Here is a 24,977-nt window from a genome sequence, read left to right on the forward strand (position 1 = left end):
AATGCCAATTAAATCATTAGAAAAATATTTACCACCAAACACACTTCAGTATTTAAAAATCTGGTTTTCAGATTATTTTATTCATATAAAAGTTACTAGGAACAGGAATTCCAAACTGGGAGATTATAGAAAGCTTCCGGACGATTCCCATGAAATTACAGTAAATTCTACTCTTACTCCGCAGCTTTTTTTCTTTGTTCTGACCCATGAGCTGGCTCACTTAATTGCCTTCGAGAAATATGGAAGAAGAATTTCCCCTCACGGCAACGAATGGAAGGAAACATTTAGAAAAATGCTTATTGAAAGTCTTGAAATTTACGATGAAGATCTAAAGCCCATCATCGTTAAGTTTTCCAAGGCACCTAAAGCAAATTTTATGGCCAGTCCTGATCTTGTAAGATATTTTCATACTGAAAAACAGGATGATAGCCTACAATTTATTGAGGAGCTCCAAAAGGGAGAATTTTTTATATATCGCAACGAAAAGTATTTATTAGAAGGTCTGGTTAAAAAAAACTATCTTTGTAAGAACCTGGCTACTGGAAGGAAGTATTCTTTCAAACCTTTAGCAAGGGTAGAAAAATGTAGCTAAGAATGTTAAAATCAGATAGATACTGTGTGATAATGGCAGGTGGAATCGGTAGCCGGTTCTGGCCGATGAGTACACAGAAATTTCCAAAACAGTTTCAGGATATTTTAGGAGTTGGGCGTACTATGATTCAACAGACTTATGACAGAATCAGTAAGCTTATTCCTAAAGAACACATATTCGTGATTACGAATAAAGAATATGTTGCGCTTTCTCAGCAGCAGCTACCTGAGATTCCTGAAGAGAACATTGTAGGTGAGCCTCTGATGAAGAATACAGCGGCTTGTAACCTGTATATGGCTAATAAGATCGCTGAAATTAACCCTGATGCTACTATGATTGTCCTTCCGGCGGATCATTTGATTCTTAAAGAGGATGTATTTTTGGAAAAAGTGGAGCTTGCTTTTGACCTTGCTTCAAAACATGATTACCTGGTAACCCTGGGTATTACTCCTACAAGACCCGATACAGGGTATGGATATATTCAGTTTGTAGAGAAAAAAGGCTCAGAATACTTCAAAGTAAAAACATTTACGGAAAAACCTATTCTTGAAATTGCCCAAAATTTTCTGGAAAGCGGGGACTTCCTTTGGAATGCGGGAATATTCATCTGGAATATAAAAAGTATCCATCATGCTTTTGAAATGTACCTTCCTGAGATGATGCAGCACTTTATGGCTTGTGAGTATAATTCAGAAAATGAAAACAGCTGTATTGAAACCATTTACCCTAAAGTACAGAAAATTTCTATAGACAACGGTATTCTGGAAAAAGCAAAAAACGTATATGTAATTCCTGCTATTTTAGGCTGGAGTGATCTGGGTACATGGACATCAGTATACGAAAATACGGATAAGGATGAAAACGGTAATGCTGTAAAACTAAAGCATTTGCTAACCTACAACTCCAGTGGGAATATTATCCGTCTTAAAAACAATAATAAAGCGGTCATCATTGATGGCCTTGAAAATTATATTGTTGTGGATACCGATAAGGCTCTTCTTATCTGCCCACGCGATAATGATCAGCTGATCAAGGATTATGTTCTCGATTTAAAAAGCTTCAAGAAAGGAGATAAGTTTATGTAAAAAATTGGTATATTTCTGCTGATTTTTAAATTATGATAAAAATTACCACCCAATTCACAATTCTTGTATTTGTACTTTTAGGATTCCTGGGATATGCTCAGGAAAAGAAGAAGTTTTCAAACATTCCAAATATTCTCCAACGTATAGAACCCGATGATAAAATAGATTCATGGGTGCTGGTATACAATAGCTATGGCAAAGGTCAGGAGCTAAAAACGTCCGGAGGAAAGATAAGCTATACCCCTCAGTTTTCAGGTTTTAACCTGTTCCCAAGTGAAGACAGCTTTTATTATATAGCTTATTCTTCAGGAGGTAAGATCAGCTATATTATGGACGTGGAAGGGCTGAAAAAATTTGTAGGTAAGATAGATAATGCTGAAGAGGCAGCTATTGTTTTAGCTGCTGACGGATATCTGGTTGACGAAGAATTTAAAGATCTTGCAGGCAATTATCATGAAGACCGGACTCATTATTATTTGGATCTTGGTAAACTGACTTCAAAAGAATGTCCGTATCAAAAAACTCATTATACATTGACTGTAAGTAAATCTACAGGTGAAATAATCCAGGTGAAAGATAATGGAACCTATATTGAGCTTTATAATAAAAAATGTGCTAATAACCCCCGTCTTTTAAAGATCGAGAAAAAACAAGAACCAAAAGATGAGCCTAAAAAAACAACCCAGCGAAAATAAATTTTACGAAACGGAACGATTGATTCTCCGTCCAATGTCTTTGGAAGATAAGGAACTTATTTTTGAACTTTACAACAGACCCAAGTTTATCCAGTATATTGGTGACCGTAATATTAAAACACTTGAGGATGCTGAAGACTATATCAGAAACAGATTTATTCCGCAGATTGAAAGATTAGGGTATGGAAATTATCTTGTCATGACCAAAGAAGGCAATAACAAAATTGGTGGAGTAGGGATCTTTGAGAGAGAAGGCCTTGATGTAGTAGATATAGGATATTCTCTCTTGGAAGAGTTTGAAGGTAAGGGATATGCTTATGAAGCAGCTCAAAAGGTTAAATCCATTGGGATGGAAGAATTTGGACTGTCAAAAATATCTGCTATCATTTCAAAAGATAACGTGTCTTCTCAAAAACTGATAGAGAAACTGGGACTGAAATTTCAAAAACATGTTACCCTACCCGGTGAGGATGAAGAATTAAACTATTACGAAACAGAGTAATAATTATAAATAAAAATACAAATAGATTCACAAACATCTGTTGCGAATCTATTTGTATTACAAGACTATCCCTCCAAAATTTGCTCGGCAGCTGTTTTTGAAGTTACTTTTTCAATCACTCTTGTACAGATTCCGTTTTCATCAAAAATAAAGGTCGTTCTTACTATTCCCATATAGGTTTTTCCAAACGTTTTTTTCTCTTGCCAAACTCCGAATTTATCAATGATATTACGGGTTTCATCCGCAATAAGGTCATAAGGGAATGCAAATTTGCTGTGAAAATTTTTCTGTTTCTTTACAGAATCTCCACTTACTCCCAATAATTGGAACCCGTCTTTTTCAAGTTTGGAATAATTGTCACTCAGATTACAGGCTTCTACAGTACATGTTGGGGTACTGGCTTGCGGATAAAAGAAAACAACCAGTTTTTTTCCAATCAACTTTGAAGAGGATACTGTTTCTCCATCCTGATTTATTCCTTCAAATTCAGGTAATTTGTCTCCAACTTTCAGCATAATGATTTAATTTTGTTCAAATTTAAGGGTTACATGACAAAAAAGCAAAGAGCCGAGCTCGTTCAGATAGAACTGGATAAATTATATCCCACTACACCTATTCCATTGGATCATACCGATCCGTATACGCTAATGGTTGCTGTTGCACTTTCTGCGCAAACTACTGATAAAAAAGTAAATCAGGTTACTCCTGATCTTTTTGCCGTAGCAGGAACGCCACAAAGAATGGCGAAACTGGAAGAATATCAGATCAAAGAATTGATTAAAGAAATAGGACTGTCCAATACCAAGGCCAAAAATCTAAAAAGAATGGCAGAGCTTTTATTAGAAAGACATCAAGGAATAGTTCCTCAAACATATGAAGAACTGGAAGCACTTCCCGGAGTGGGGCATAAAACGGCTTCCGTAGTAATGAGCCAGGGATTCGGGTTCGCGGCATTTCCGGTAGATACTCATATTCATCGTTTAATGACACAGTGGAAGCTGACATCAGGAAAAAATGTGGTGGAAACTGAACGCGATGCAAAGAATTTATTTCCGGAAGAGGTGTGGAATAAGCTTCATCTTCAGATTATTTTCTATGGCAGAGAATATTCACCGGCCCGAGGAAAAGGGGAGAAAGATTTTATCACCAAAATGTTGTTTGAAAAGTAATGATTGCATTTTTAACGCAATGCTCACAAAGATTTTATAACAAATCGCATTGAAATGGCTCGCAAGGGCACTTCGTTGAGCAGTACAACCGTCTCTTTGCTGAATCAAATGCCTTTGAAAACCTAAAAATACGGATACAGAGACCCTGTGATGCTATATGGAAGCCTAAATGTCTAATAGTCTTCTATGGTAATTAATCTGCCCCAAATGATAATCCAGATGAGCGACCAGGTGGATCAGGAAATAATCTGTGGTCATTTTATCTTCAAAAACCACAAGAGGGTATTCTTTACCGAGATCCTCTTCAGATAGCTGGCTGAGAACAGTGTCTACCATAGATAGGGTTGCCTGAACTTTTTCAATTAGCTCAGCTTTGGGAATGTCTTTCAAGGAAAACTCAAGGTCACGATGTCTTACATACCCGGTTTTTCCCAGTTCTGTTCCGATAAAAAGGTTAAGGTTTCCTACCAGATGGAGACAGAGATTGCCTCCGGAATTGGCGATGTTTTTATCGGTCTTCCATAGATTTTCCTCATTTTGATAGGCTTCAATTTCTGTTTTTAATTTATTTAAATCTCTACTGTAAAGAGATCTCAGACTCTCTATGATCATATCTTAATTTTAATTTTAAAATTATTGAAATTTCTTGAACGAAAAAAGGTGCTGTTTAATTCAGCACCTTTTAATTTATCTAGATCAAGAACCTATTTTTGTTTTTTAGCCCAAAGCTCCATTTTTCTGTTCAGAACCTCCAGAGGAAGGCATCCTTGGCTTAATACTTCATCGTGGAAGCTGGCCAGATTAAACTTGTTTCCAAGTTCTTTTTGATACTTCTCTCTTAATTCCCGGATTCTTAGTGATCCTATTTTATAGCCTAGAGCCTGGCCAGGCATAGCCATATATCTTTCCACTTCTGCGGTAGCAGACCCTTCATCATAAGAAATATTACTTAAGAAATATTTAATGGCTTCTTCTCTGGTCATTTTTCCGGTGTGTATACCTGTGTCCACGACCAGTCTTACTGCTCTCAGCATCTGGTCACTCAGGTATCCCATTTTCTGATATGGATCTGTATATAATCCGAATTCAGGGCCGAGGGTTTCGCAATAATGTGCCCATCCTTCTCCGTAGGCTCCAAACCATCCGAATCTCATGAATTTTGGAAGGTTTGTATTCTCCTGTTGAAGAGAAACCTGATAGTGATGTCCAGGGATGGCTTCATGAAGGAAAAGGGACTCCATTCCTGAAGTAACATTGAATTTTGAAGGATCGGGAAGGGGAACATAAAAAATACCTGCTCTTTTCCCGTCCGGAGTTCCGGGAATGTATTCAGCACTGGCGCTGGCCTCTCTGAATTTTTCCGTTTGTCTGATCTCAAATTTGGTTTTTGGCGTGACATTAAACATTGTTTTCAGCTTCGGGGTAATCTTGGCTAAAATACTGTTAAAGCCATTTAAAACTTCTTTAGAGGTTTTATAAGGCATTGCTTTGGGATCAGTTTTAACAAAAGTGATGAATTCTTCCAGTGTTCCTGTAAAACCTACCTGTTTTTTCACCTTTTCCATCTCTGCACGAAGCATAGCTACCTGCTGCTGTCCGATTTTGTTGATCTCTTCCGGTGATTTTTTAGTAGTAGTCCAGCTTTTTACATAATAGCCGTAAATTTCATTTCCATTGGGAAGGCTGTTGTAGCCGTCATTATCTCTTGCTTTTGGAAGGTATTCCTTTTCCAGGAAATTACCCATTTTAGTATAAGCAGGAATGATTTTTTTGGTAATGGCGTCTTTATAAAGTTCTGAAAATTTATCTTTCTGAGCCTGGGTGAAACTTTTCGGGAAGTTTTTAATAGGACCGTAGAAAATATTTTTTTCCATATCAGGGGTGATAATTTCCTGAGAGGTCATTTGGGGAATCATTTTGACAACCAGTTTTTTGGGAAGAACAACTTTATTGTTGATCCCTTCACGGAAGTTTTCTGCTGCTGAATCCATCCATGCCGGAAATTTTTCCATTCTTTTCAGCCAGTCGCTGTAATCTTTTTCCGTTTTAAAAGGCTGGCTTCCTTCTCCACTTCCGTACAGCGGGAAATTTAAAGGAAGACCTCCAAACTGAGTAAAAGGAATATATTCCGGATGATAGGCATAGGCCTCAATTTTATCTTTTAAAGTATAATCCAGCACATCATAAACGACTTTGTTTTCGTCGGAAAGGCTCTTGTAATCTACATTATCCAATTGTTTTTGTACCGAATTGTAGAAAGCCACTTCTCCTGAAATAAAATCTTTATCAATATTAATAGGAAGCTGGTCATTGTATCTTGTATCTCCCTGGGCTGTAGCATCCAAAGGATATAGTTTAAGATACTGTTCATAATAATTGGAGGCAATGGAATCCAGATTGGTAGGAGTAACTTTGGTAAGGGGAGAATCGGTCTTTTTGCAGGATGCAAGACTTATCATCAATCCCAATCCCAAAATACTTTTCGATAAAACATTTTTCATTTTCAGAATCTTTATGAAACAAAAGTAAGTATTATTGGGTGATTCAGACCCATCATTAAACTTGAATTAAAAAATTATTTTCAAAATCCTTTTAACTTTGAATCAATTTTTTATCTTTGTCTAAAGCATTTAACAATCATATTATTACAGTTCTTTTTTAAGAAAAAATGAAAGGGATTTTAAAAATTTACCATCCGGACGAAACATTAAAGTACAATATCAGAAATACTTATTGTAAAGCAGTCTACAGCAACCAGCAACATTTTTTAGAGGTTGAAATTATAACGGATGACAGTTTGGATCACGTAGATGATGATTCATTACAGTACAACTTTCCACAGCTTTCACTCGAAGTTTTCGATTTTCCGATTGAAACATCAGAACTGGAAGGCAAAACGATAACAATCAGTGACTCTGATGAGGAAACTTATACAGAAGTAGACCTATTCGATGACGAAGATGCCTACATCTATGATAATGAGCTTCTTTTTGAGAAAAACGAAGAAGGCGAGCTTCAGGTCATCTGGAAAGGAACCATTGATGATTTCTACACGGGATCTGATACACCGATTCCTTTTAGGTTAAAGTGCGAATTCAGCCAGGATGATATTGAGGTAGACGAAGACTAAACGTCGCTACTCCTAATTTTTTATATCAAATATCTTTTCAAAATTTCTTTTGGAAAGATATTTGCTGTTTGTCATTTGATAACAAACTTTAAGTTGTTTTTAAGCAATTTTTAAGATATCAATTCATAATATTCCACTACATTTGTCGTTAAAACTTTTATAAAATTCACATTAATGCTGTTAACGGAACTTACTCAGATTTTATTTGCGCAAATTGCTACACCCGTAGTTGCTACAGACAATTTAGAATTTTCATTTTGGAAGATCATGTTCCACGGAGGAGCTTTCGCTAAAATAGTGATGGCTATTGTACTGTTGTTGGGAGTGTTTTCTTTATATCTGTTTTTTGAAAGATTCTTCTTTATTAAAAGATTAACGTCAAAAACGGATTCCAACTTCATGAATAATATTGAAGACTTCGTGAAAGCAGGAAAGATTGAAGCGGCTGCAGATTATTGCAAAACGCAAAACTCTCCGGAGGGAAGAATTTTAGAAAAGGGAATTTCAAGATTAGGACGTCCTGTTTCTGATATTGTGAGTGCAATGGAGGCTCAGGCTCAGGTAGAAGTGGCCAATATGGAGAAAAACCTTAATCTTTTGGCGGTGGTTCCTAGTATTGCTCCGATGTTAGGACTTTTAGGAACGGTGATCGGGATGATTATTGCATTCTTTAATCTATCACATGCAACAGGATCTTTCTCTCCAAAAACACTTTCAGAAGGTATTTATACCGCTTTAGGGCAAACAGCTGTAGGTTTGGCAGTTGCTATTCCTGCCAATTTTTGCTACAATATTCTTTTAACAAGAATTGACAAGTTTGTATTGAAAGCTCAGAATATGTCTGGAGAATTTTTAGATCTTATCAACAAACCTTTATAAATCTTTCTTATGAAATCGCTACCCCAAAAATCTTTTCAGGAAATTATTAAGTGAGCGATTCCATCTGACCATTAACCTATTAGAAGAAACAGATGAAAATTCAAAGAAGAAATAAAGCGAATCCGGAATTCAGTTTAGCAGCGATGACAGATGTTATCCTGTTGATGCTGATCTTCTTTATGATCACCTCCTCTGCAGCTAACCAAAGTGCAATAGAGGTGAATCTTCCAAAGGCCGGAGCGACTGAGGATAATATTCCTAATCCTTTAACGGTAAGCATTAAGCCTGATGGTTCATTTTTTGTAGATGATAATCCGGTGAATAAAGGCGAGCTGGAGCAGATTATTGTTAATAAGCTAGCCAATCAGACCAATAAGTCTTTTACCATCAGAGCAGATGAAAATACACTGCATAAGGATGTGGTTTTTGTGATGGAAATCGCTGAGAAAAACAAGCTTAATATTGCTATTGCAACTGTTAAAGATAAATAAGTAAGAATCATTGAAGATGAGAAGCTATACTGCAAACAAAAACGAAGAAAATAAAGATAGGGTAAAGAGTGCTTTGCTTACTGTCCTTATTTGGTCCGCCGTTTTGCTTTTTGTTTTTTTATATAAATTAAAACCCGAACTGGATAAAGATCCGGAGGTCATCACAACGATGCTTGTTAATTTCGGTGACAATAGAAATGGAAAGGGAATTGAAGAACCGGCCGAGCAACCGGGCAGTTTAGCGGCTGCTACGGAGGAGGTTACTCCCGAGCCGGCGGAAACACCCGTTCCTGAAACAAAGACGGTTGTAAAGCCCGAGCCTGCACCTGAACCCAAGAAAGCTGAAGTGAAGGAAAAAGTGATCACAGGAAATAATTCGAAAACAACGGTTCCCAAAAAAGAGGAGGCAAAAAAAGCTGAGAAAAAAGAAGCTACCAGTACCAGTGCTTCTAAAAATACTAAAAAAGCAGGGGCTGCCACTGCTAATTCCAAAACCGGAAATGGGGATGGAAAAGGGAATGCAGCTATCGGAAACCTGATCAAAGGAAGAGGAACAAAAGCGGGAAGCCAGGGGACCGGAGATGGTATTGGAAATGCCGGAGATCCTTTAGGAGGAGATGGAAATGGAGACAGTAAGGTAGGGATAGACAGAAAACTTGTTGGCTATATTCCGGGAACAATGGGCCGAGGAGGAGCTCAGCCTGCTCATAGCTGTACCGCAAGCGGATCTATTACCATTGCTTATACCGTAGATAAAGCAGGAAATGTGGTTTCTGCAAGAAGATCAGGAGGTGTTTCAGACCCTTGTGTATCTTCTACATCCGTTTCATGGGTCAAGAAGTATGTAAAGGCAGAAAGAGCCAATACATCCTCCACAGGAAGTTACAAAATAACATTTTAAACATACAAAAGCACTTTATTCAAGTGCTTTTTTTATTTCATTAATTCTGTTGATGACAGGAAGGGCAAAAATTCCGCTGGTCTGAAGATACAGCTCATAAAATGTTTTTGCTTTATCCAGAAAATCATTGTTTTGACCTTGTTTCCCCGTGAAATAGAAAAGATTACCCAGCATTTCGTAATAATCTTTATGATCCCTTTCCTGTCTTTCGTTGACCATGTCTATCAGTTCTTGGTTAGGCTTTGAAGAGATTTCGGTAAAACTCATCTTAAAAATATCCCTCATCAATGTATCAAAATCCAGTTCTTTCTGCATTAAGCTTTCTTCCGGTTTATCTAAAATAAGCTTTTCCAATGCCTGGGTCAATTGACGGATGAGTCGTAGCGTAAATTCTTTATCTGTAATCATATTTATTTTTTTTAATATTATCTATATTTTGCTAATAATTGGTCAGTTTACAACGAAAATAGAAAGGAAACCACCGATAATAAAAACTAGTATACTAAAACCAATGTCGTTTTTGTCAGATTCTCTGTTCTCTATTTTACTATATCGATGAGTTATAAATTTGCTAATCAATAAAGGAATAGGCTCCCTTTTATAAACCCATTTAAAAATTAAACGGATAATTTGTATAAATGTAAATACTAAAAGTGGCAAAATAGACATTTTAAAATCCCCTGGTATTGTTAACCATAATGTACAAATTACCAACCAAAATAAAGAAAAATAGATATTCCTAAATTTTTCTGATAATGGAGTTGAAATTGGAACCCACCAAAGAAACATAAAAGTTATTGAACCGATCACCTTTTCAATTTCTAAATGGATTTGATTAAGTTTTAAATAGTAAATAAGAATTTCTACAAGTAGAATTAAGCTAGGTAAAACTATTTCATATAAACTCAAGGATTTTAGAAAAAATCCATATTTTATATTTTTCAACTTAGAGGATTTGTTTTATTAACATACTATTATTTATGCGAAAAATAAGTACGCCAGAGCGATAGACGTAATAATACCCACCAGATCGGCGAGAAGCATGGCAATTACCGTGTATCTCGTGTTCTTTACAGCTACGGCGCCAAAATAAACGGCGATCACGTAGAACGTGGTATCTGAGCTTCCCTGCAGAACAGCAGCGAGTTGTCCCTGGAAGCTGTCCGGACCAAAAGTACTCATGGTATCTACCATCATTCCTCTTGCTCCCGAACCAGATAGAGGTTTGATCAGTGCTGTGGGAAGCCCGTCAACAAATCGGGGGTCCAGGCTGGCAACATGGGCAACCCATTTCATTCCGTCAATGATTACATCAAAAACACCGGAAGTTCTTAATAACGAGATGGCAATTAACATTCCCACTAAATAAGGGATGATCTTTACACAGGTGGTAAAACCTTCCTTTGCTCCTTCGATAAAAGCATCAAAAACATTGATCTTTTTATAGACGGCACCTAATACGATTGCTAGAAATATAAAGAGAATCAGTCCGTTACTTAATACTTTACTGAAATCATCCAGCTCATCCTTGCTTAGCTGTACCAGATAAACGACCAGTAAAGCGATCACTGCAGAAATTCCTCCTACATAAGCAATAACTACCGGGCGAAGCAGATTGATCTTCTGATATAAAGAAACGATAATCATTGCAGCTAATGTGGCTGCAAAAGTGGCAATCATACAGGGAAGGAAGATATCAGTAGGCGTTTTTGAGCCCATTGATGCCCTGATAGCAATAATGGATACGGGAATCAGGGTCATTCCTCCGGCGTGAAGGCAGAGAAACATGATCTGAGAATTGCTGGCGGTATCTTTATTGGGGTTTAAGCTCTGTAAACTTTCCATGGCTTTTAATCCAAAAGGTGTTGCCGCATTATCAAGTCCCAGAAGGTTGGCGCTGAAATTCATCAGCATATGCCCGAAAGCGGGATGGTTTTTAGGGATATCGGGGAAAAGCTTTGAGAAAAAAGGCTGAATAAAACGGCTCAGAAGATTGATTCCTCCAGCTTTCTCAGCAATACTCATAAATCCCATGAAAAGGGTCATGATCCCGATAAGGCCTATACATATTTTTACAGCTGTTTCCGAAGTTCCAATGACACCATCGGCCTCCTGAACACGGTAAACTTTTACATTCTGCTTTAAAGAGTCTGTTTTATAGTGAATTCTGCTGTCTGCAAAATCATTTTTCTTCATCAGGCTGTCTCTGACGATGGGAGTGAGGGTGCTCATCTGCTGTGATGCTATCTGAACCGTATCTCCACCTTTCCCTACCACCATATCATTGAAAATGGTTTTGTAGTGACCTGATGAAATGTATTTTATACTTGCAATGGCAATGGCAATGATAATAAAAGCCGACCAAATTCTGCTGAGAACCATCCGATGTAATTAATTGTTTAAACTTATCAAAAATACTTTAAACCACAAAGGGGACAAAATAATTAAACACTTAAGTTTCTGTAAAGTAAATATCATACAGCTGAGAAGAGCCCTTAAAGTTTTGAAAATCTTTGATTTCTGTCCTGTAAATGTTTTATACAGGTTTATTATAACGCAGAGCCTGCAAAGTTTCCTAATGAGGAATTTTACACTCGCAGAGGGCGGCGGACCTTCAACTGAAAGATATAGCTGAATGAAATGCCTTTGCGAACAAAAATATCCGGAAGGTTATATCCTCTGTGGGTTCTTTGTAGGTAGAATAGAAGAATTTACTCTTTCAGATAGACCAGGTGACCTGAAAAATCATCATCCAGATTTTTCAGGACTTTAGCATCGTCCATTTTCTTTACCAACCCATCAATGAAGAAGCTCTTTTCAAAAAACTGACGGTGAATACCCGGCAGAAGTTCCATAAAATAATCCATCCCTATTTTGTTATTATGAAGGTCCATTTTTGTTTCCAGGGGTTTATTGGGAAACAGTTCTTCATGCATATCCGTTATTCTTTTGCAAAAATCCAGTGCCTTTTTAGGGGAGGAAACCTTACAGCAGTATGAGGTGATAAAACAACACCATAATGCATGTCTGAAAGCATTTCCTATACCATTGTTGGAAGCTGTTGCCGGGAATTTCTTCTGTGCAATGGTGAAAGCCTGAACCGTGGCATGGAAGCTTAATATGGCAAAAAGAGGATGGGGGAGAACGAGCGATAAAAGACGTATAATCTTTTTAAAACTCATACTCCGGATGGTATCAAAAATTATTTTAAAAGTCCTCATAAATAAAAATCTCTCCCCAATTAGAGAGAGATTGTATTGTTTAGGTTAAAGATACTATGCTTTTACCGCTAAAAAATTAACCGTTTTAGCTACAGTATCCTGAATTTCAGTTCTTTTTACAATAAAGTCTACAAATCCTTTCTCCTGTAAGAATTCTGATGTCTGGAATCCTTCCGGTAAGTCTCTTCCGATCGTTTCACGGATAACTCTTGGTCCCGCGAATCCGATAAGAGCTCCCGGTTCAGCCATGATGATATCAGCAGTCATAGCGAAAGAAGCTGTAATTCCTCCAAAAGTAGGGTCACAAAGGTAGGCGATGTATAAAAGCCCTGCTTCTGAAAGCTGAGCAAGCTTAGCCTGAACTTTAGCCAGCTGCATCAAAGAATAAGTAGCCTCCTGCATTCTTGCTCCTCCAGACTGACAGATGATCATATAAGGAAGTTTGTGCTGAATACAGTAATCTACTGCTCTTCTGATCTTTTCACCCATTACAGAACCTAAAGATCCTCCGATAAAAGCAAAATCCATACAAGAAACCACCATTTCAGTTCCTTTTACAGTACCTACAGCATTTCTGATAGAATCTGTAAGTTTTGTTTTCGCTCTTACTTCTTTTAAACGGTCTTTATAAGGCTTTGTATCTTTGAAGTTTAAGATATCAATACTTTCAACATTAGCATCCAGTTCGGTAAATTTACCTTCGTCAAAAAGGATGTCAAAAAATTCTGCACTTCCTATTCTCACATGAAATCCGTCTTCAGGAGAAACATAGTTATTTCTCTTTAGTTCATCGTGTTCCACAACTTTTCCAGATGGAGTCTGATGCCAAAGGCCTTTTGGAACATCCTTTTTTTCATCAGTAGAAGTGGTAATGTTTTTTGCTTTTCTTTTAAACCAGTCGAATGCCATTTTTTATTTGTATTAATGTACGATGTATAATGTAAAATGTATAAAAACAGAGTGTTAGAATTGCCCTGTATTTTATACATTTTACTTTTTACAAATTTATTTTAAAGTATTTACGTTATTTAAATCTTCAAATGCTTTCACCAATCTTGTAGAGAATGTATCCTCACCTTTTCTTACCCAAACTCTTGGGTCATAGAATTTCTTGTTAGGTTTTTCCTCTCCTTCAGGGTTTCCGATTTGAGCTCTTAAATAATCGATATTGTTTACCATATAATCTCTTACTCCTTCTGTATAAGCAAACTGAAGGTCAGTATCGATATTCATTTTGATTACTCCATAGTCGATTGCTTCTCTGATCTCTTCTAAAGTAGATCCTGAACCTCCGTGGAATACAAAGTTGATCGGCTTGGCAGCAGTTCCGAATTTTTCCTGAACATATTTCTGAGAATTGTCAAGGATTTTTGGTGTAAGAACTACGTTTCCAGGCTTGTAAACTCCGTGTACGTTACCAAATGCCGCAGCAATTGTAAAGTTGTCAGAAATAGCTTTTAGTTTTTCATACGTATAGGCTACATCTTCCGGTTGAGTATATAATTTAGAGTTATCAACGTCTGAATTGTCAACACCGTCTTCTTCTCCTCCCGTCACTCCGATTTCTACCTCAAGAGTCATCTGAAGTTTAGCCATTCTTTCGAAATATTCAGCTGAGATGTGAAGGTTTTCTTCTAAAGATTCTTCAGAAAGATCCAGCATGTGAGAAGAGTAAAGAGATTTTCCTGTCTGCTTGAAGAATTCTTCGTTAGCATCCATTAATCCGTCGATCCAAGGAAGTAATTTCTTTGCACAGTGGTCTGTGTGTAAAATTACTGTTGCTCCGTAAGCTTCTGCAAGAGTATGAATATGTTTTGCTCCTGCGATAGCTCCTAAGACTGCAGACTTTTGTCCGTCATTGTTTAATCCTTTTCCTGCATTGAAAGCAGCTCCGCCATTTGAAAACTGGATAATTACAGGAGCATTTAATTTTGCTGCTGTTTCCATAGTAGCGTTTACGTTGCTTGATCCAATTACATTGACTGCAGGTAATGCAAATTTGTTTTCTTTAGCATACTGAAAAATATCAGTAACTAACTGACCTGTGGCAACTCCTGCCGGAAAAATTCTGCTCATGTTTTACTTTTTATTATAAATTTATTAGGTGTTTTTTTATTCCTGTAAAGGTAATCATTTTTAGGAAATGACTAATTTCTTTTGTCTCTTCCCCAAAGTAGCTTCTGGCGAATGGTTTCGTAGAAACTTAAATTATTCGGCTGTACCAGAAGAAGCTGAAAACTTGCCTTCCTGATGATGATTTCCTTATCTGTTTCAATATGTATTAACCTGGAATCTAAGGAAAGAGAATATTGGGGTACGCGGCTTTCTACTTTGAATTTTATTTCTACTTTATCATTAACCACTAACGGCCTCACATTCAGGTTGTGAGGAGCGATAGGAGTGATGACGAAGTTTTCGTTGTTGGGAGAAATAATAGGTCCGCCACAGCTTAGTGAATAGGCCGTAGAGCCGGTGGGTGTTGAAATAATCACACCATCTCCCCAAAATACATTCAGAAATTCATTGTTGATGAATGAATCTACAGTAATCATTGATGTTGTTTCTTTCCTGGAAACGGTAACATCATTGAGTGCATAAGGAAAAGAGCCTTCCAGCTTTGGAGAAACCACTTCTATCACAGAACGGCGGCTTGTTTTTACATCTCCTTTTAAGATAGAATCTAATTCTTTGAATGCTTCTTCTTTGGTGAAAAAAGCTAAAAATCCTAGTCTTCCGGTATTGACACCTACGACAGGGATCTCAAGATCTTCAATAAAGGTTAAAGAATTAACAATGGTCCCATCTCCACCAAAAGTGAAGAAAAGATCCACTTCTTTATCCACAAGATCCTGCTTATTGTTAAAAGTCTCGAAAATTTTCGAAAATTGAAGCGCTTCAGCCATTTCATCATACAGAACGGATTTTACACCCCTGCTTTCAAGCTCAGAGATAAACTTGCTTAAGTATAAAAAAGTATCAAGATCTTTTTTCTGAGAATATATAGCTGCCTTCATGTTATATTTCTATGAATTTTTGAAAAAAACCAAATCGGTCTTTAAACAGATCGGATTTCTCATCAGAATAATATTTTTCAACAATTCTGTAATCATACCGGTCAAAAGTTGAATCTATCGAGGCCAGGTTTTCATTACTGATCTTTATGGTGATGTGAATAACTTCATCAGACATAAAACTTATAAATCCCCCATAAAATTTTGAATTATTGCTTTCAATAATATTGGCAATCTCGGTCATCGAATATTTTCTGGCAGGAGTTTCTATGGTAAGAATAGCCCCTGTTTCTGAAAATAAAGGATATCGGGAAAGATCCTGAAAAACATCTTCACAGGTAATATACCCTAAATATTTTTCATTCTTATTGATTACCGGGATCACGTTAGAACTGAAAGTATAAAACAGACGGATACTGTCCATGACATTGCTGTCTTCCAGAATGGCAAACCGCTCAAGCTGGTGTTCAAGATCCTTCAGTGTACCTCCATCTTCCTCATAAAGGAAGTCTTTGGCAATGGCCCCATAAAAATGGTGGGATTTTTTAATGAAAATGTGGGAATATCCAAAATCTTCTAACATATTCCTTGCTGACTCTATTGAATCAGATAAGCTAAAACATGGGAAGTCTTTTGAGATATAGTCCTTGATAAACATTGTGCTAATTTATAAAAAATTAAATGAAACTTTTTCTGAAAACGCGACTTTTTTTGAGATCAAACAAAAAAAATGACCTCAAAATTTGTTCGTACCGAAAAAAAAAGTACCTTTGTCGCCTTTCATTTTTACTTTTTATTAGATTTATTTCAAACTGCACTGTCTATTAATGACATATGCAGTTTTTTTATTTTAGGGCTTTCGCAAATTCCCACATGACAATTCCGCCACATACACTTACATTCAGAGAATGTTTTGTTCCAAGCTGTGGAATTTCCAGGAATACATCAATATTGGGTAATGCTTCATCACTGATTCCCTCTACTTCATTTCCTAAAATCAGGGCGTATTTTTTTGATCTGTCAATCGTGAAATCTGTAATAATCTGACTGTTGGTGGTCTGTTCAATCCCTATAATTTCGTAATCTTTGCTTTTCAAATCAGCAATAGCTGTATTGATATCTTTTTCATGTGCCCAGTCTACACTTTCCGTAGCACCTAACGCTGCTTTATGAATCTCACGATGAGGCGGTTGCGGAGTGATTCCACAAAGAATAATTTTTTCAATTAAAAAAGCATCTGCCGTTCTGAATGTTGCCCCTACATTGTGCATGCTTCTAAGATTATCTAGAATGATGACTAATGGAATCTTCTCTACTCTTTTAAATGTTTCAACATCTATTCTGTTAAGTTCTTCCAGCTTTAATTTCTGTACCAATTGTATTATTTTGTTGAGATTAATTTTCCGTCTTTGTAGACCTCTGTTTTTTCAATACTTCCGTCTTCACGGTAAGAAATTCTGTTGCCATTACGTTTATCGTTGGCTAATTCTGTTTCCCGCTCTAATTTTCCGGACGGATAGAATGTTTTCCATTTTCCGGTAGCAAGACCATTGTCATAATATCCGATTTGCTTTATGGATTTTCCATCTTCATGAAACACCCTGGTTTCTCCATGCAACTTTGCAAATTTATAATGGGAGATTTCTTCTACTTTTCCTGAGGGATAGTAAAAAGTACCTGTAAAGCTGTTGTCATATATATTTTTGTCTCCGTTGGTAAAAACTTCCTGAGAGGTCAGAATACCATCTTTACCATAATAAGACCATTCTTTTACCTTGAAGCCTTTTTTATATTGTCCTTTGGTTTGTATTTTTCCATTGTCATAGTAAAAAACAGCATCCCCTTCCATTTTTCCTTTTTTCCATTCCACCACATTTTTTACCTGTCCGTTCTCATAGAATTCCTTACAGCTTCCTTCCTGTAATCCGTCTTTATATCCGCAGGGTTTCTGAGCAAAAACAGCAACGGACGTGGAGAAAAATAATATAAAAAAGTATTTCATAGCTATTTTTATTTCAAAAATAGTAAAATAGTTATATTTGATTCAAAAATTAACAATGAAAAAATTACTCACTTTATTCACACTGATGCTTGCCTTCATGTATTCAAAAGCTCAGAACACATATTATCCACAGGCTTTTTTTGACAAAAAGATGGCCAGGGAGATGCTTTCTTTTGGGAATTCTACTATTGAAGGAGTCGCTTCTACGAAACAAAAAAACAACTGGGGAATCAAGCCGCTGCTTGGCCAGAAGCATTATGCCCCCAAAGGAACTGTTGTAATGCTTTTTCCGGTAACTCCTTATTTTGAAGAGTTTTATAATATGAGAAAAAAGTATGAGAATAAAAAAACTACCGTTTATATGTCCGAAGATGCCTTTAAATATAAGCTCGAAGCTTTAACTGATGACTACGGACGTTTTAAATTCGAAAAATTAAAGCCCGGGAAATATTATCTGGAAACGATTGTTAATTTTACCGCAACAGCAAGTTACCAGCAGCAGACCGGAACTTCGGATGCTTATAACGGATATGGAGGCTATTTATATTCTACACCTATTTATCAGACTTTCTTTTATGGCTATTCAGCCGGGAACAGGGAAAGTAAATTTGTAGAAATCAAACAAGACGGAGAACTTAAAGAAATCAGCCTTTAAAAGGTTGATTTCTTATTTTTTACTCATAATCTGATGAACATTTTTTTCAATATTCTGGGCTAGCATTTCCATAGGAATGTCATTTTCATCATTATTAAAAGGATCTTCAATTTCTTCTGCGATAAGCTCTAAACTCATCAGTACATAATATACAAAGACCGTAAGCGGAATCATAAACAACCCGATAGTAATGACGTAAGCAATAGGCAGAGCAAAGACATACAGAATAATAAACTTCTTAATAAAAGAGGAATAAGAATAGGGGATAGGGGTATTTTTAATTCTTTCGCAACCTCCGCATACATCCAGAAAACCAGATAGCTGAGTGTCCAGATAAAGCATTTCAACCTCTGAAACTTTACCTTCTTTTTTTAATTGATTCAGCTTATGGCTTAAAAGAATAACAATTTCGCTTGGCCCATGGTTTTTTAATGATTGTTCAATCTCAGAATAATCCTCATCCAAAGCCAGTCTTGTAGATTCTTTGGAAAGGTGTTTGGCCAAAAAGTGAGGGAAGTATTTTAAATACCTCGCAATTTGCTCGGCATCCTGACGGTTATCAGCAAGAATTGTATTTATTTTTATGGCAAAATTTCTGGAATCATTGACGAGCTTTCCCCATAATTTTCTTCCTTCCCACCATCTGTCATAGGCTGTATTTGTCCTGAATACCAATAAGAGCGATAATACAAACCCCAGTAAAGAATGGATCATCCCTACATTACTGATCCCTGATTTTGAAGTCAGGTGAAAATATTCCACCTCTAAATATTGAATCCCCCAGGAATATAATCCTATAAGAATCATACTTGGGAAAAGTATTTTTAAAGTATCACTTTTGTGTAAACTGAAAAGGATTTTAAGGAAATGTTTGGTATTATAGGCTCTCATAAATTCGCTTGTACTACAAATATAATTTTTTTTCATTTAGTGTTCATATACGGGGACCTGTAAAGTATAAGTTAGCGTTTTTGATCTTTCCGCTCTTTTGTCCTTTGCCTTCTTTTCTTTGCTGTAATATTTCCGCAGTTTTCAAAAAATCACTATTTTTATTTCGCACAAAATACCAAAATAATGATCCTCGAAAACGTAGATGTAGTGAACGATATCAGCAAAGAAGATTTTCAAAAGAATTATTTTAAAAAACAAAAGCCTCTTTTGATTAAAAATTTTGCCAGCCGATGGGACGCTTTTGATCTGTGGAATCTGAGCTATATCCGTGAAAAGGCGGGTGAGCAGGAAGTTCCGTTATATGATAATAAGCCGGCTGATGCAGCAAAGAATTCAGATGCTCCGGTGGCGAGGATGAAAATGAAGGATTATATTGACACCATAAAAAGTAAACCCTCAGATCTGCGCATCTTTTTTTATATTATTACAGACAGGCTTCCGGAGCTGCTTAAGAATTTCACTTATCCGGATTTAGGGATAAAGTTTTTTAAAAGACTGCCTACATTGTTCTTTGGAGGGAGTGAGGCACATGTTTTAATGCACTATGATGTGGATTTGGGAGACTTTATGCACATTCATTTTGAAGGGAAAAAGAGAATTTTATTATTTGATCAGAAGCAGTCTGCCTTTTTGTATAAAGTACCATTGTCTGTTCATACCATCTATGATCTGGACTATGAGAATCCGGATTATGAAAAATTTCCGGCACTAAAATATGCCAAAGGCTATGAAATTTTCATGGAACATGGTGATGCCCTTTTTATTCCGGGAGCATTCTGGCACTTCAACAGATACCTGGAGCCGGGCTTCTCATTGTCCCTAAGAGCCCTTCCCAATAAACCGAAAGTTTTTGCCAATATGCTGTATCACGTTTTCATTATGAGATATACGGATAAACTTATGCGTAAATTTTTTAAAGGTAAATGGGTAAATTACAAACAGGAATGGGCCTATAAGAAGAGTTCTGAAGCCTTGGAAAGACATCTGAAAACTGAAAAATAACGCGTTACATTTTAAATTCACGCTATTTATTAATCAATCCAAAAAGTTTCGCATCCACGAATTTTCCTTTTTCAAAGAAATAATCTTTTAAAGTCCCTTCCTCATTAAAGTTTAAAGAAGATAACAGCTTTTCGGAAGAAATATTAGCCGGATCAATAAAGGCATCTACACGGTGTAACTGCATAGTTTCCAACCCGAATGTTAAAATGGGAAGAATAGCTTCTTTCATATAAGATTGTCTCCAGAACAAAGGATTCAGTTCATAACCAATCTCTGCCCTGTAATGTTCAGGATACCAGTTATGATAGCCACAGGTCCCGATTACTTTATTTTCAGATTTTAATTCCAGTGCCCATCGGAATCCTTTTCCTTTTTCAAACTCAGTGTTGAAGTGTTGGATGATGTTTTCAGCATCTTCTTCTGTTTTGAATGCTTCCAGATCATAATATTTCATTACTTCCTCCAAAGAAAAATACTCAAAAAGGTCTTTTGAGTCTTCGGAGGTAAGCTGGCGTAGCAGAAGTCTTTCAGTTTCTAAAACAGGAAATTCCATAGACCGTATTTTATGGTGAAAATACAATTAATTCCTGATAGGGAAAAGTGTATCAAAGATTAACCGATAAACAATTCTGTAACCATGGATTTATTTTTTTAAATTTGGGGCTCATTTTTTACTATGGCAAAATTGAAGAAGGAAACTCCGTTAATGACTCAATATAATACCATCAAGGCTAAATACCCTGATGCGCTTTTACTTTTCAGAGTAGGGGATTTTTATGAAACTTTTGGGCAGGATGCCGTGAGAACGTCTCAGATTCTGGGAATTGTCCTTACCAAAAGAGCTAACGGGGACGGAAGTATAGAATTGGCGGGATTTCCTCATCATTCAGTAGACTCTTATTTGCCAAAACTGGTAAGGGCAGGGATGAGAGTGGCCATATGTGACCAGCTGGAGGACCCTAAAATGGTAAAAGGAATTGTAAAAAGAGGAGTGACGGAATTGGTGACTCCCGGAGTTACATTCAATGATCAGGTATTAAATTCAAAAAAGAACAATTTTCTGCTTTCTTTACACAAAGAGAAAGAGAAATACGGAATAGCACTGGTAGATATTTCTACAGGAGAATTTTTAGTGAGCGAAGGAAACCTGGAGAAGCTTTTACATATTGTCAGTACCTTTGATCCCAGTGAAATCATATACCAGAGAAGTGTTCAGATTCCTGAACAGTTTAAAAACAAAAATGCTTTTAAACTTGAAGACTGGGCTTTCCAGTATAATTTTGCCTATGAGAAATTAACCAATCATTTTAAAACATCTTCTTTAAAGGGGTTTGGAGTAGAAAGCCTACCCTTAGCCATTACCGCAGCAGGGGCTATTTTTGCCTATCTGGTAGAAGATACCCATCATAATCTGCTTGCTCATATTACCAAACTTCAGGTTATTCCACAGGAAGATTACCTGATGATGGATAATTTTACTTTAAGGAATCTGGAGATTGTATATCCCAGCAACCCACAGGGAAAATCACTTTTAGATATTATAGATAAAACGTCTACTCCAATGGGAGGAAGGCTGTTAAGAAGGAGAATTATCCTTCCTTTAAAATCTGTGGATGAGATTATGAGAAGGCTTTCCCTGATCGACTTCTTGAATGAAAATGATAGCCTGAAATATGAGATCTGCCAGCTGTTAAAATCGATTTCTGACCTCGACAGATTAATGGGAAAACTGGCAGCGGAGAAAATCTCTCCGAAAGAGCTTGGATACCTTCGTCAAAGTTTAATCAATATTCATACAATAAAAGGACTCCTTCATCCGCATGCCGATGTATTGGCATGGCTGGAACCTCTGTATGACCTGGAAGAACTGATTAAGTTTTTACAGAATAATCTTAATGAAGAACTTCCGGTAAGCATTGCCAAAGGAAATGTCATTAAAAATGATGTTTCTGAAGAACTTGACAGATTGAGAGGGCTTCAAAACAAAGGCCGGGGATTCCTTGATGAAATGTGCCAGCGTGAAATAGAAAGAACAGGAATTACAAGCCTTAAAATTGATTTTAACAATGTTTTCGGATATTATATTGAAGTCAGAAATACCCATAAAGATAAAGTTCCCAATGACTGGTTAAGAAAACAGACCCTTGTGAATGCGGAGCGGTATATTACGGAAGAATTAAAAGAATATGAAAGCCAGATTCTGGGTGCTGAAGAGAAAATAAGTGTCCTGGAGAATGAGCTTTACAGAAATGTTTGTGCTGAAACAATGGTTTATATTGACCAGATTCAGGAGAATTCCAATATCATTGCTCAGCTTGATGTAGCTTCCGGATTATCGGAACTGGCTGTTTCTGAAAGTTATACAAAACCTGTTTTGAATGACGGATATGCTATTGACCTGCAGGAAGCTAGGCATCCGATTATTGAAAATGCACTTCCTTTAGGGGAAAAATATATTCCGAATGATATTTTCTTAGATAAAGATTCACAGCAGATCATCATGGTTACAGGGCCTAACATGGCCGGTAAATCGGCAATACTGCGTCAGACAGCCATTGTCTGTCTTTTGGCACAGATCGGAAGCTTTGTTCCTGCGAAACATGCTGAAATCGGACTATTGGATAAAATTTTCACCAGGGTAGGAGCTACAGATAATATTTCTGCCGGAGAGTCTACTTTCATGGTAGAGATGAATGAAGCGGCAAATATCCTGAACAATATTTCCGAACGAAGCCTGATTCTTTTGGATGAAATAGGACGCGGAACATCTACTTATGATGGGGTTTCTATTGCCTGGGCTATAGCAGAGTATCTTCATCAGCATCCTACACAGGCTAAAACCTTGTTTGCAACCCATTATCATGAGCTGAATGAAATGACCGTGAATTTTGAAAGGGTGAAAAACTTCCACGTTTCTATTCAGGAAAATAAAGGAAATATTATTTTCTTAAGAAAACTGATTCCGGGTGGAAGTGAACATAGTTTTGGTATCCATGTCGCAAAACTGGCCGGAATGCCTGCAAAAGTGGTCAACAGAGCCAATGAAATACTAAAAACCCTTGAAGCCAGCAGAACGCAGGGTGGAGGAACATCTGAGAATATTAAAAGAGTAACAGAAGAAAACATGCAGCTTTCTTTCTTCCAGCTGGATGATCCTGTTTTGGAGAATATCCGTGAAGAACTGACAAAAATAGATATCAATACACTGACGCCTATTGAAGCTTTAATGAAACTGAATTCTATAAAAAAAATGATTGGAGGGTAATCCAATCATTTTTTTATAATTTTTTATTGTTGTTAGCAGCAGTATCCATCGTTGCCTCTAGGGCCAATAATCAAAAAATGGCTTACTCCTCTCAGTTTACATAAACCTTCTGCACAGGCAGCGGCACCGCCATTGATGTCTTTCAACTCATTCTTCGTGAGCTTTCTCTTTTGAATGTCTGAATTTTTCATAATGATTGAGATTAGATTTACAGATTTGAATATCTTATTTTTTTTGATGCTGAGACAATTAGCAGCAAGGTCCGTCCTGAATACCATAGACTCCGGACATTTCCTGTCCTGTATTCGGGTCAAAACAGCTCAATACCAATGGGCAATGTGGTCTTGCTCCACTGATTTCTTTCATTTCTTTTTTTGTAAGTTTTCTTTTTTGAAGGGTTGACTTTTTCATAATAATTTTAATTTGGTTGTATGCTAATATACAATTTTATTAATTAATTCAACTGATAGTGAGTGAAATAGCCGCTATTTTTGTAATAAAAAAGAGAGCTTAAAGCTCTCCTGTATTATAAATGATTGTATTCGTAGGTGGTGATTTCTGTACTGGTAACAGAGCTGCCTGTCTTATCATAATATTTTCGGGTATCTTTTATAGGATAGCCACTTGCATTGTATACATAAATGGAGTTGAATATAGTCCATTCGGTTCCTCCGGAAATAGAATACTGAACCACATTTTTATAGTCTGTGACATTATGCGTGGATCCGTTTTCATTTTCCTGATCCATCAGTTTCAGATATCCTGTTACATTTTTGAACGGAGCATTTTTGGTATCATAAACGATAGGCTGTAAGGTGCCGTTTCCTGTATCAAATCCTCCTGATGGGTTAGGACTTGCCACCGTTTCAGTCCAGTTTTTTAGTGAGCCATCTGCATTTAATACTGCGTTTCGGGTATACGTTTTTATCATACTGGAACCTCCTGTAGATAAAGTAACCACCATTTTTACATTATTGGGTGCCGGATAGGTATATGTGATTTCTGTAGTGGATGAGGGGTTAGAAGACGTATGTACAGTTGTGCTTTTACTTAATCTGCTGCTGCTGTCATAAGTATAGGTCGTGGTGGAGGTAGAATTGGATCCGGTAGTAACCGACTTGGTGATCAGGTCTCCTGTATAGGTAAAGGAGGTAACAGTTCCGTCTGTAAGGTTTTTAGATTCAGATAATTTGGTCCCGTTATAGGTATAGGTAGATACATCTCCATCTGCTACCATCTTGGTTACAAGAACAGGCGTGTTATTATTGTTGTTGTTATTATTATTCCCGTTATTGATTGCAGCTTCAATATCATCATCACTGCTTGAGCAGGAAGCCAAAAAGAAAATTGGCAGAAGTAAATAAGTTTTTTTCATGATCTTTATTTAATGGGTGTAAAAATATCAAAAAAATCGGGTGTGAATAAA

At 36.8% G+C, this 24,977-nt stretch carries 30 protein-coding genes; 12 read left to right on the top strand and 18 right to left on the bottom strand.

What is annotated here, in order from left to right; genetic code table 11:
- Position 1: 1 nt before the first annotated feature.
- Genes JML65_RS20790 through JML65_RS20805 form a run of 4 tightly spaced genes read left to right on the top strand, consistent with a single transcriptional unit; the run spans position 2 to position 2,874 of the window.
- Complete coding sequence (locus JML65_RS20790) at positions 2–592, top strand: SprT-like domain-containing protein (RefSeq protein ID WP_047484430.1); 591 nt, start codon at positions 2–4, stop codon at positions 590–592.
- 2 nt (positions 593–594) lie between these two features.
- Positions 595–1,677 carry a mannose-1-phosphate guanylyltransferase gene (locus JML65_RS20795; RefSeq protein WP_237390957.1) on the top strand — a complete coding sequence of 361 codons (1,083 nt, stop codon included), beginning with the start codon at positions 595–597 and terminating at the stop codon, positions 1,675–1,677.
- A gap of 32 nt (positions 1,678–1,709) precedes the next feature.
- The gene (locus tag JML65_RS20800) at positions 1,710–2,372 is read left to right on the top strand and encodes a hypothetical protein (protein ID WP_202271974.1); all 663 of its coding nucleotides are present in this window, start codon (positions 1,710–1,712) and stop codon (positions 2,370–2,372) included.
- On the top strand, positions 2,341–2,874 hold the full coding sequence (locus JML65_RS20805) for a GNAT family N-acetyltransferase (RefSeq protein ID WP_202271975.1): 534 nt from the start codon (positions 2,341–2,343) through the stop codon (positions 2,872–2,874). The genes JML65_RS20800 and JML65_RS20805 overlap by 32 nt, the downstream gene beginning before the upstream one ends.
- Positions 2,875–2,939: 65 nt before the next feature.
- Here JML65_RS20805 and bcp read toward each other — a convergent pair whose 3' ends face one another.
- Positions 2,940–3,389: a thioredoxin-dependent thiol peroxidase gene (bcp, locus tag JML65_RS20810; RefSeq protein WP_202271976.1), complete on the bottom strand. Its 450-nt coding sequence runs from the start codon at positions 3,387–3,389 to the stop codon at positions 2,940–2,942.
- Positions 3,390–3,422: 33 nt separating this feature from the next.
- Between bcp and JML65_RS20815 the strand changes: the two genes are divergently transcribed.
- Positions 3,423–4,043 carry an endonuclease III domain-containing protein gene (locus JML65_RS20815; RefSeq protein ID WP_047484439.1) on the top strand — a complete coding sequence of 207 codons (621 nt, stop codon included), beginning with the start codon at positions 3,423–3,425 and terminating at the stop codon, positions 4,041–4,043.
- A 165-nt stretch (positions 4,044–4,208) separates the two neighbouring features.
- Here the strand turns inward: JML65_RS20815 and JML65_RS20820 are convergent, their stop codons facing one another.
- Both JML65_RS20820 and JML65_RS20825 read right to left on the bottom strand, forming a co-directional pair.
- Positions 4,209–4,655 carry a DinB family protein gene (locus JML65_RS20820; RefSeq protein ID WP_115919394.1) on the bottom strand — a complete coding sequence of 149 codons (447 nt, stop codon included), beginning with the start codon at positions 4,653–4,655 and terminating at the stop codon, positions 4,209–4,211.
- A 92-nt stretch (positions 4,656–4,747) separates the two neighbouring features.
- A complete protein-coding gene (locus JML65_RS20825; RefSeq protein ID WP_202271977.1) occupies positions 4,748–6,544 on the bottom strand; it encodes a DUF885 domain-containing protein in 1,797 nt (598 codons plus the stop codon).
- 167 nt (positions 6,545–6,711) lie between these two features.
- Here JML65_RS20825 and JML65_RS20830 point away from each other — a divergent pair, with 167 nt between their 5' ends.
- From JML65_RS20830 to JML65_RS20845, 4 genes are all read left to right on the top strand, one after another.
- The gene (locus JML65_RS20830) at positions 6,712–7,173 is read left to right on the top strand and encodes a hypothetical protein (protein ID WP_047484445.1); all 462 of its coding nucleotides are present in this window, start codon (positions 6,712–6,714) and stop codon (positions 7,171–7,173) included.
- A gap of 174 nt (positions 7,174–7,347) precedes the next feature.
- Positions 7,348–8,052 carry a MotA/TolQ/ExbB proton channel family protein gene (locus JML65_RS20835; protein WP_047484447.1) on the top strand — a complete coding sequence of 235 codons (705 nt, stop codon included), beginning with the start codon at positions 7,348–7,350 and terminating at the stop codon, positions 8,050–8,052.
- A gap of 92 nt (positions 8,053–8,144) precedes the next feature.
- Positions 8,145–8,543 carry an ExbD/TolR family protein gene (locus tag JML65_RS20840; protein ID WP_047484449.1) on the top strand — a complete coding sequence of 133 codons (399 nt, stop codon included), beginning with the start codon at positions 8,145–8,147 and terminating at the stop codon, positions 8,541–8,543.
- A gap of 16 nt (positions 8,544–8,559) precedes the next feature.
- Positions 8,560–9,444: a ferric siderophore ABC transporter substrate-binding protein gene (locus JML65_RS20845; protein ID WP_202271978.1), complete on the top strand. Its 885-nt coding sequence runs from the start codon at positions 8,560–8,562 to the stop codon at positions 9,442–9,444.
- Positions 9,445–9,459: 15 nt separating this feature from the next.
- Here the strand turns inward: JML65_RS20845 and JML65_RS20850 are convergent, their stop codons facing one another.
- The 10 genes from JML65_RS20850 to JML65_RS20895 all read right to left on the bottom strand — a co-directional run bounded on the left by JML65_RS20850 (position 9,460) and on the right by JML65_RS20895 (position 17,678).
- Positions 9,460–9,852 (bottom strand): hypothetical protein, encoded by a 393-nt coding sequence (locus JML65_RS20850; RefSeq protein ID WP_202271979.1) that lies wholly within the window; start codon positions 9,850–9,852, stop codon positions 9,460–9,462.
- A 42-nt stretch (positions 9,853–9,894) separates the two neighbouring features.
- The gene (locus JML65_RS20855; RefSeq protein ID WP_202271980.1) at positions 9,895–10,389 is read right to left on the bottom strand and encodes a hypothetical protein; all 495 of its coding nucleotides are present in this window, start codon (positions 10,387–10,389) and stop codon (positions 9,895–9,897) included.
- A gap of 33 nt (positions 10,390–10,422) precedes the next feature.
- Positions 10,423–11,826 (bottom strand): nucleoside recognition domain-containing protein, encoded by a 1,404-nt coding sequence (locus JML65_RS20860; protein ID WP_115919386.1) that lies wholly within the window; start codon positions 11,824–11,826, stop codon positions 10,423–10,425.
- Between the two features lie 329 nt (positions 11,827–12,155).
- Complete coding sequence (locus JML65_RS20865; protein WP_115919384.1) at positions 12,156–12,665, bottom strand: DUF6973 domain-containing protein; 510 nt, start codon at positions 12,663–12,665, stop codon at positions 12,156–12,158.
- Between the two features lie 54 nt (positions 12,666–12,719).
- Positions 12,720–13,574, bottom strand: coding sequence for an acetyl-CoA carboxylase, carboxyltransferase subunit beta (gene accD, locus JML65_RS20870; RefSeq protein WP_047484461.1), 855 nt, complete (start codon positions 13,572–13,574; stop codon positions 12,720–12,722).
- Positions 13,575–13,670: 96 nt separating this feature from the next.
- Complete coding sequence (fbaA, locus tag JML65_RS20875) at positions 13,671–14,741, bottom strand: class II fructose-bisphosphate aldolase (RefSeq protein ID WP_047484463.1); 1,071 nt, start codon at positions 14,739–14,741, stop codon at positions 13,671–13,673.
- 71 nt (positions 14,742–14,812) lie between these two features.
- Complete coding sequence (locus tag JML65_RS20880; protein WP_047484464.1) at positions 14,813–15,679, bottom strand: NAD kinase; 867 nt, start codon at positions 15,677–15,679, stop codon at positions 14,813–14,815.
- A gap of 1 nt (position 15,680) precedes the next feature.
- Positions 15,681–16,334: a CBS domain-containing protein gene (locus JML65_RS20885; RefSeq protein ID WP_115919380.1), complete on the bottom strand. Its 654-nt coding sequence runs from the start codon at positions 16,332–16,334 to the stop codon at positions 15,681–15,683.
- Positions 16,335–16,521: 187 nt separating this feature from the next.
- Positions 16,522–17,052 (bottom strand): RNA methyltransferase, encoded by a 531-nt coding sequence (locus JML65_RS20890; RefSeq protein WP_047484468.1) that lies wholly within the window; start codon positions 17,050–17,052, stop codon positions 16,522–16,524.
- 5 nt (positions 17,053–17,057) lie between these two features.
- Positions 17,058–17,678 (bottom strand): toxin-antitoxin system YwqK family antitoxin, encoded by a 621-nt coding sequence (locus tag JML65_RS20895; protein WP_202271981.1) that lies wholly within the window; start codon positions 17,676–17,678, stop codon positions 17,058–17,060.
- Between the two features lie 55 nt (positions 17,679–17,733).
- Here JML65_RS20895 and JML65_RS20900 point away from each other — a divergent pair, with 55 nt between their 5' ends.
- Positions 17,734–18,333: a hypothetical protein gene (locus tag JML65_RS20900; RefSeq protein WP_115919376.1), complete on the top strand. Its 600-nt coding sequence runs from the start codon at positions 17,734–17,736 to the stop codon at positions 18,331–18,333.
- Positions 18,334–18,345: 12 nt separating this feature from the next.
- Here the strand turns inward: JML65_RS20900 and JML65_RS20905 are convergent, their stop codons facing one another.
- Positions 18,346–19,260 carry a bestrophin family protein gene (locus JML65_RS20905; RefSeq protein WP_317194098.1) on the bottom strand — a complete coding sequence of 305 codons (915 nt, stop codon included), beginning with the start codon at positions 19,258–19,260 and terminating at the stop codon, positions 18,346–18,348.
- 147 nt (positions 19,261–19,407) lie between these two features.
- Between JML65_RS20905 and JML65_RS20910 the strand changes: the two genes are divergently transcribed.
- Positions 19,408–20,286, top strand: a complete 879-nt coding sequence (locus tag JML65_RS20910) for a cupin-like domain-containing protein (protein ID WP_047484473.1) — start codon at positions 19,408–19,410, stop codon at positions 20,284–20,286.
- Between the two features lie 22 nt (positions 20,287–20,308).
- Here JML65_RS20910 and JML65_RS20915 read toward each other — a convergent pair whose 3' ends face one another.
- Complete coding sequence (locus tag JML65_RS20915) at positions 20,309–20,839, bottom strand: GNAT family N-acetyltransferase (protein WP_202271985.1); 531 nt, start codon at positions 20,837–20,839, stop codon at positions 20,309–20,311.
- Positions 20,840–20,962: 123 nt separating this feature from the next.
- On the opposite strand from JML65_RS20915, the gene mutS reads away from it, so the two are divergent.
- Complete coding sequence (gene mutS, locus JML65_RS20920) at positions 20,963–23,551, top strand: DNA mismatch repair protein MutS (protein WP_202271987.1); 2,589 nt, start codon at positions 20,963–20,965, stop codon at positions 23,549–23,551.
- A gap of 32 nt (positions 23,552–23,583) precedes the next feature.
- Here the strand turns inward: mutS and JML65_RS20925 are convergent, their stop codons facing one another.
- From JML65_RS20925 to JML65_RS20935, 3 genes are all read right to left on the bottom strand, one after another.
- Positions 23,584–23,742, bottom strand: coding sequence for a hypothetical protein (locus JML65_RS20925; protein WP_156125990.1), 159 nt, complete (start codon positions 23,740–23,742; stop codon positions 23,584–23,586).
- A 58-nt stretch (positions 23,743–23,800) separates the two neighbouring features.
- Positions 23,801–23,962 carry a hypothetical protein gene (locus tag JML65_RS20930; RefSeq protein ID WP_156125992.1) on the bottom strand — a complete coding sequence of 54 codons (162 nt, stop codon included), beginning with the start codon at positions 23,960–23,962 and terminating at the stop codon, positions 23,801–23,803.
- A gap of 115 nt (positions 23,963–24,077) precedes the next feature.
- Entirely contained in the window at positions 24,078–24,926 is an 849-nt protein-coding gene (locus JML65_RS20935) for a hypothetical protein (RefSeq protein WP_202271989.1), read from the bottom strand.
- Positions 24,927–24,977: the final 51 nt, after the last annotated feature.

The sequence above is a fragment of the Chryseobacterium sp. KMC2 genome, assembly GCF_016756935.1.
Taxonomy (GTDB): Bacteria; Bacteroidota; Bacteroidia; order Flavobacteriales; family Weeksellaceae; genus Chryseobacterium; species Chryseobacterium rhizosphaerae.

What these genes read in the sequence shown, in the direction of transcription:
- JML65_RS20825 (WP_202271977.1), bottom strand. Translation starts at nt 6,544, where the DNA reads ATGAAAAATGTTTTATCGAAAAGTATTTTGGGATTGGGATTGATGATA.
- JML65_RS20905 (WP_317194098.1), bottom strand. Translation starts at nt 19,260, where the DNA reads ATGAAAAAAAATTATATTTGTAGTACAAGCGAATTTATGAGAGCCTAT.
- JML65_RS20930 (WP_156125992.1), bottom strand. Translation starts at nt 23,962, where the DNA reads ATGAAAAAGTCAACCCTTCAAAAAAGAAAACTTACAAAAAAAGAAATG.
- JML65_RS20820 (WP_115919394.1), bottom strand. Translation starts at nt 4,655, where the DNA reads ATGATCATAGAGAGTCTGAGATCTCTTTACAGTAGAGATTTAAATAAA.
- mutS (WP_202271987.1), top strand. Translation starts at nt 20,963, where the DNA reads ATGGCAAAATTGAAGAAGGAAACTCCGTTAATGACTCAATATAATACC.
- JML65_RS20865 (WP_115919384.1), bottom strand. Translation starts at nt 12,665, where the DNA reads ATGAGGACTTTTAAAATAATTTTTGATACCATCCGGAGTATGAGTTTT.
- JML65_RS20795 (WP_237390957.1), top strand. Translation starts at nt 595, where the DNA reads ATGTTAAAATCAGATAGATACTGTGTGATAATGGCAGGTGGAATCGGT.
- JML65_RS20850 (WP_202271979.1), bottom strand. Translation starts at nt 9,852, where the DNA reads ATGATTACAGATAAAGAATTTACGCTACGACTCATCCGTCAATTGACC.
- JML65_RS20830 (WP_047484445.1), top strand. Translation starts at nt 6,712, where the DNA reads ATGAAAGGGATTTTAAAAATTTACCATCCGGACGAAACATTAAAGTAC.
- JML65_RS20840 (WP_047484449.1), top strand. Translation starts at nt 8,145, where the DNA reads ATGAAAATTCAAAGAAGAAATAAAGCGAATCCGGAATTCAGTTTAGCA.
- JML65_RS20910 (WP_047484473.1), top strand. Translation starts at nt 19,408, where the DNA reads ATGATCCTCGAAAACGTAGATGTAGTGAACGATATCAGCAAAGAAGAT.
- JML65_RS20845 (WP_202271978.1), top strand. Translation starts at nt 8,560, where the DNA reads ATGAGAAGCTATACTGCAAACAAAAACGAAGAAAATAAAGATAGGGTA.
- JML65_RS20805 (WP_202271975.1), top strand. Translation starts at nt 2,341, where the DNA reads ATGAGCCTAAAAAAACAACCCAGCGAAAATAAATTTTACGAAACGGAA.
- bcp (WP_202271976.1), bottom strand. Translation starts at nt 3,389, where the DNA reads ATGCTGAAAGTTGGAGACAAATTACCTGAATTTGAAGGAATAAATCAG.
- JML65_RS20835 (WP_047484447.1), top strand. Translation starts at nt 7,348, where the DNA reads ATGCTGTTAACGGAACTTACTCAGATTTTATTTGCGCAAATTGCTACA.
- JML65_RS20900 (WP_115919376.1), top strand. Translation starts at nt 17,734, where the DNA reads ATGAAAAAATTACTCACTTTATTCACACTGATGCTTGCCTTCATGTAT.
- JML65_RS20885 (WP_115919380.1), bottom strand. Translation starts at nt 16,334, where the DNA reads ATGTTTATCAAGGACTATATCTCAAAAGACTTCCCATGTTTTAGCTTA.
- JML65_RS20925 (WP_156125990.1), bottom strand. Translation starts at nt 23,742, where the DNA reads ATGAAAAATTCAGACATTCAAAAGAGAAAGCTCACGAAGAATGAGTTG.
- JML65_RS20880 (WP_047484464.1), bottom strand. Translation starts at nt 15,679, where the DNA reads ATGAAGGCAGCTATATATTCTCAGAAAAAAGATCTTGATACTTTTTTA.
- JML65_RS20915 (WP_202271985.1), bottom strand. Translation starts at nt 20,839, where the DNA reads ATGGAATTTCCTGTTTTAGAAACTGAAAGACTTCTGCTACGCCAGCTT.
- JML65_RS20815 (WP_047484439.1), top strand. Translation starts at nt 3,423, where the DNA reads ATGACAAAAAAGCAAAGAGCCGAGCTCGTTCAGATAGAACTGGATAAA.
- JML65_RS20935 (WP_202271989.1), bottom strand. Translation starts at nt 24,926, where the DNA reads ATGAAAAAAACTTATTTACTTCTGCCAATTTTCTTTTTGGCTTCCTGC.
- JML65_RS20895 (WP_202271981.1), bottom strand. Translation starts at nt 17,678, where the DNA reads ATGAAATACTTTTTTATATTATTTTTCTCCACGTCCGTTGCTGTTTTT.
- JML65_RS20800 (WP_202271974.1), top strand. Translation starts at nt 1,710, where the DNA reads ATGATAAAAATTACCACCCAATTCACAATTCTTGTATTTGTACTTTTA.
- fbaA (WP_047484463.1), bottom strand. Translation starts at nt 14,741, where the DNA reads ATGAGCAGAATTTTTCCGGCAGGAGTTGCCACAGGTCAGTTAGTTACT.
- JML65_RS20860 (WP_115919386.1), bottom strand. Translation starts at nt 11,826, where the DNA reads ATGGTTCTCAGCAGAATTTGGTCGGCTTTTATTATCATTGCCATTGCC.
- accD (WP_047484461.1), bottom strand. Translation starts at nt 13,574, where the DNA reads ATGGCATTCGACTGGTTTAAAAGAAAAGCAAAAAACATTACCACTTCT.
- JML65_RS20790 (WP_047484430.1), top strand. Translation starts at nt 2, where the DNA reads ATGCCAATTAAATCATTAGAAAAATATTTACCACCAAACACACTTCAG.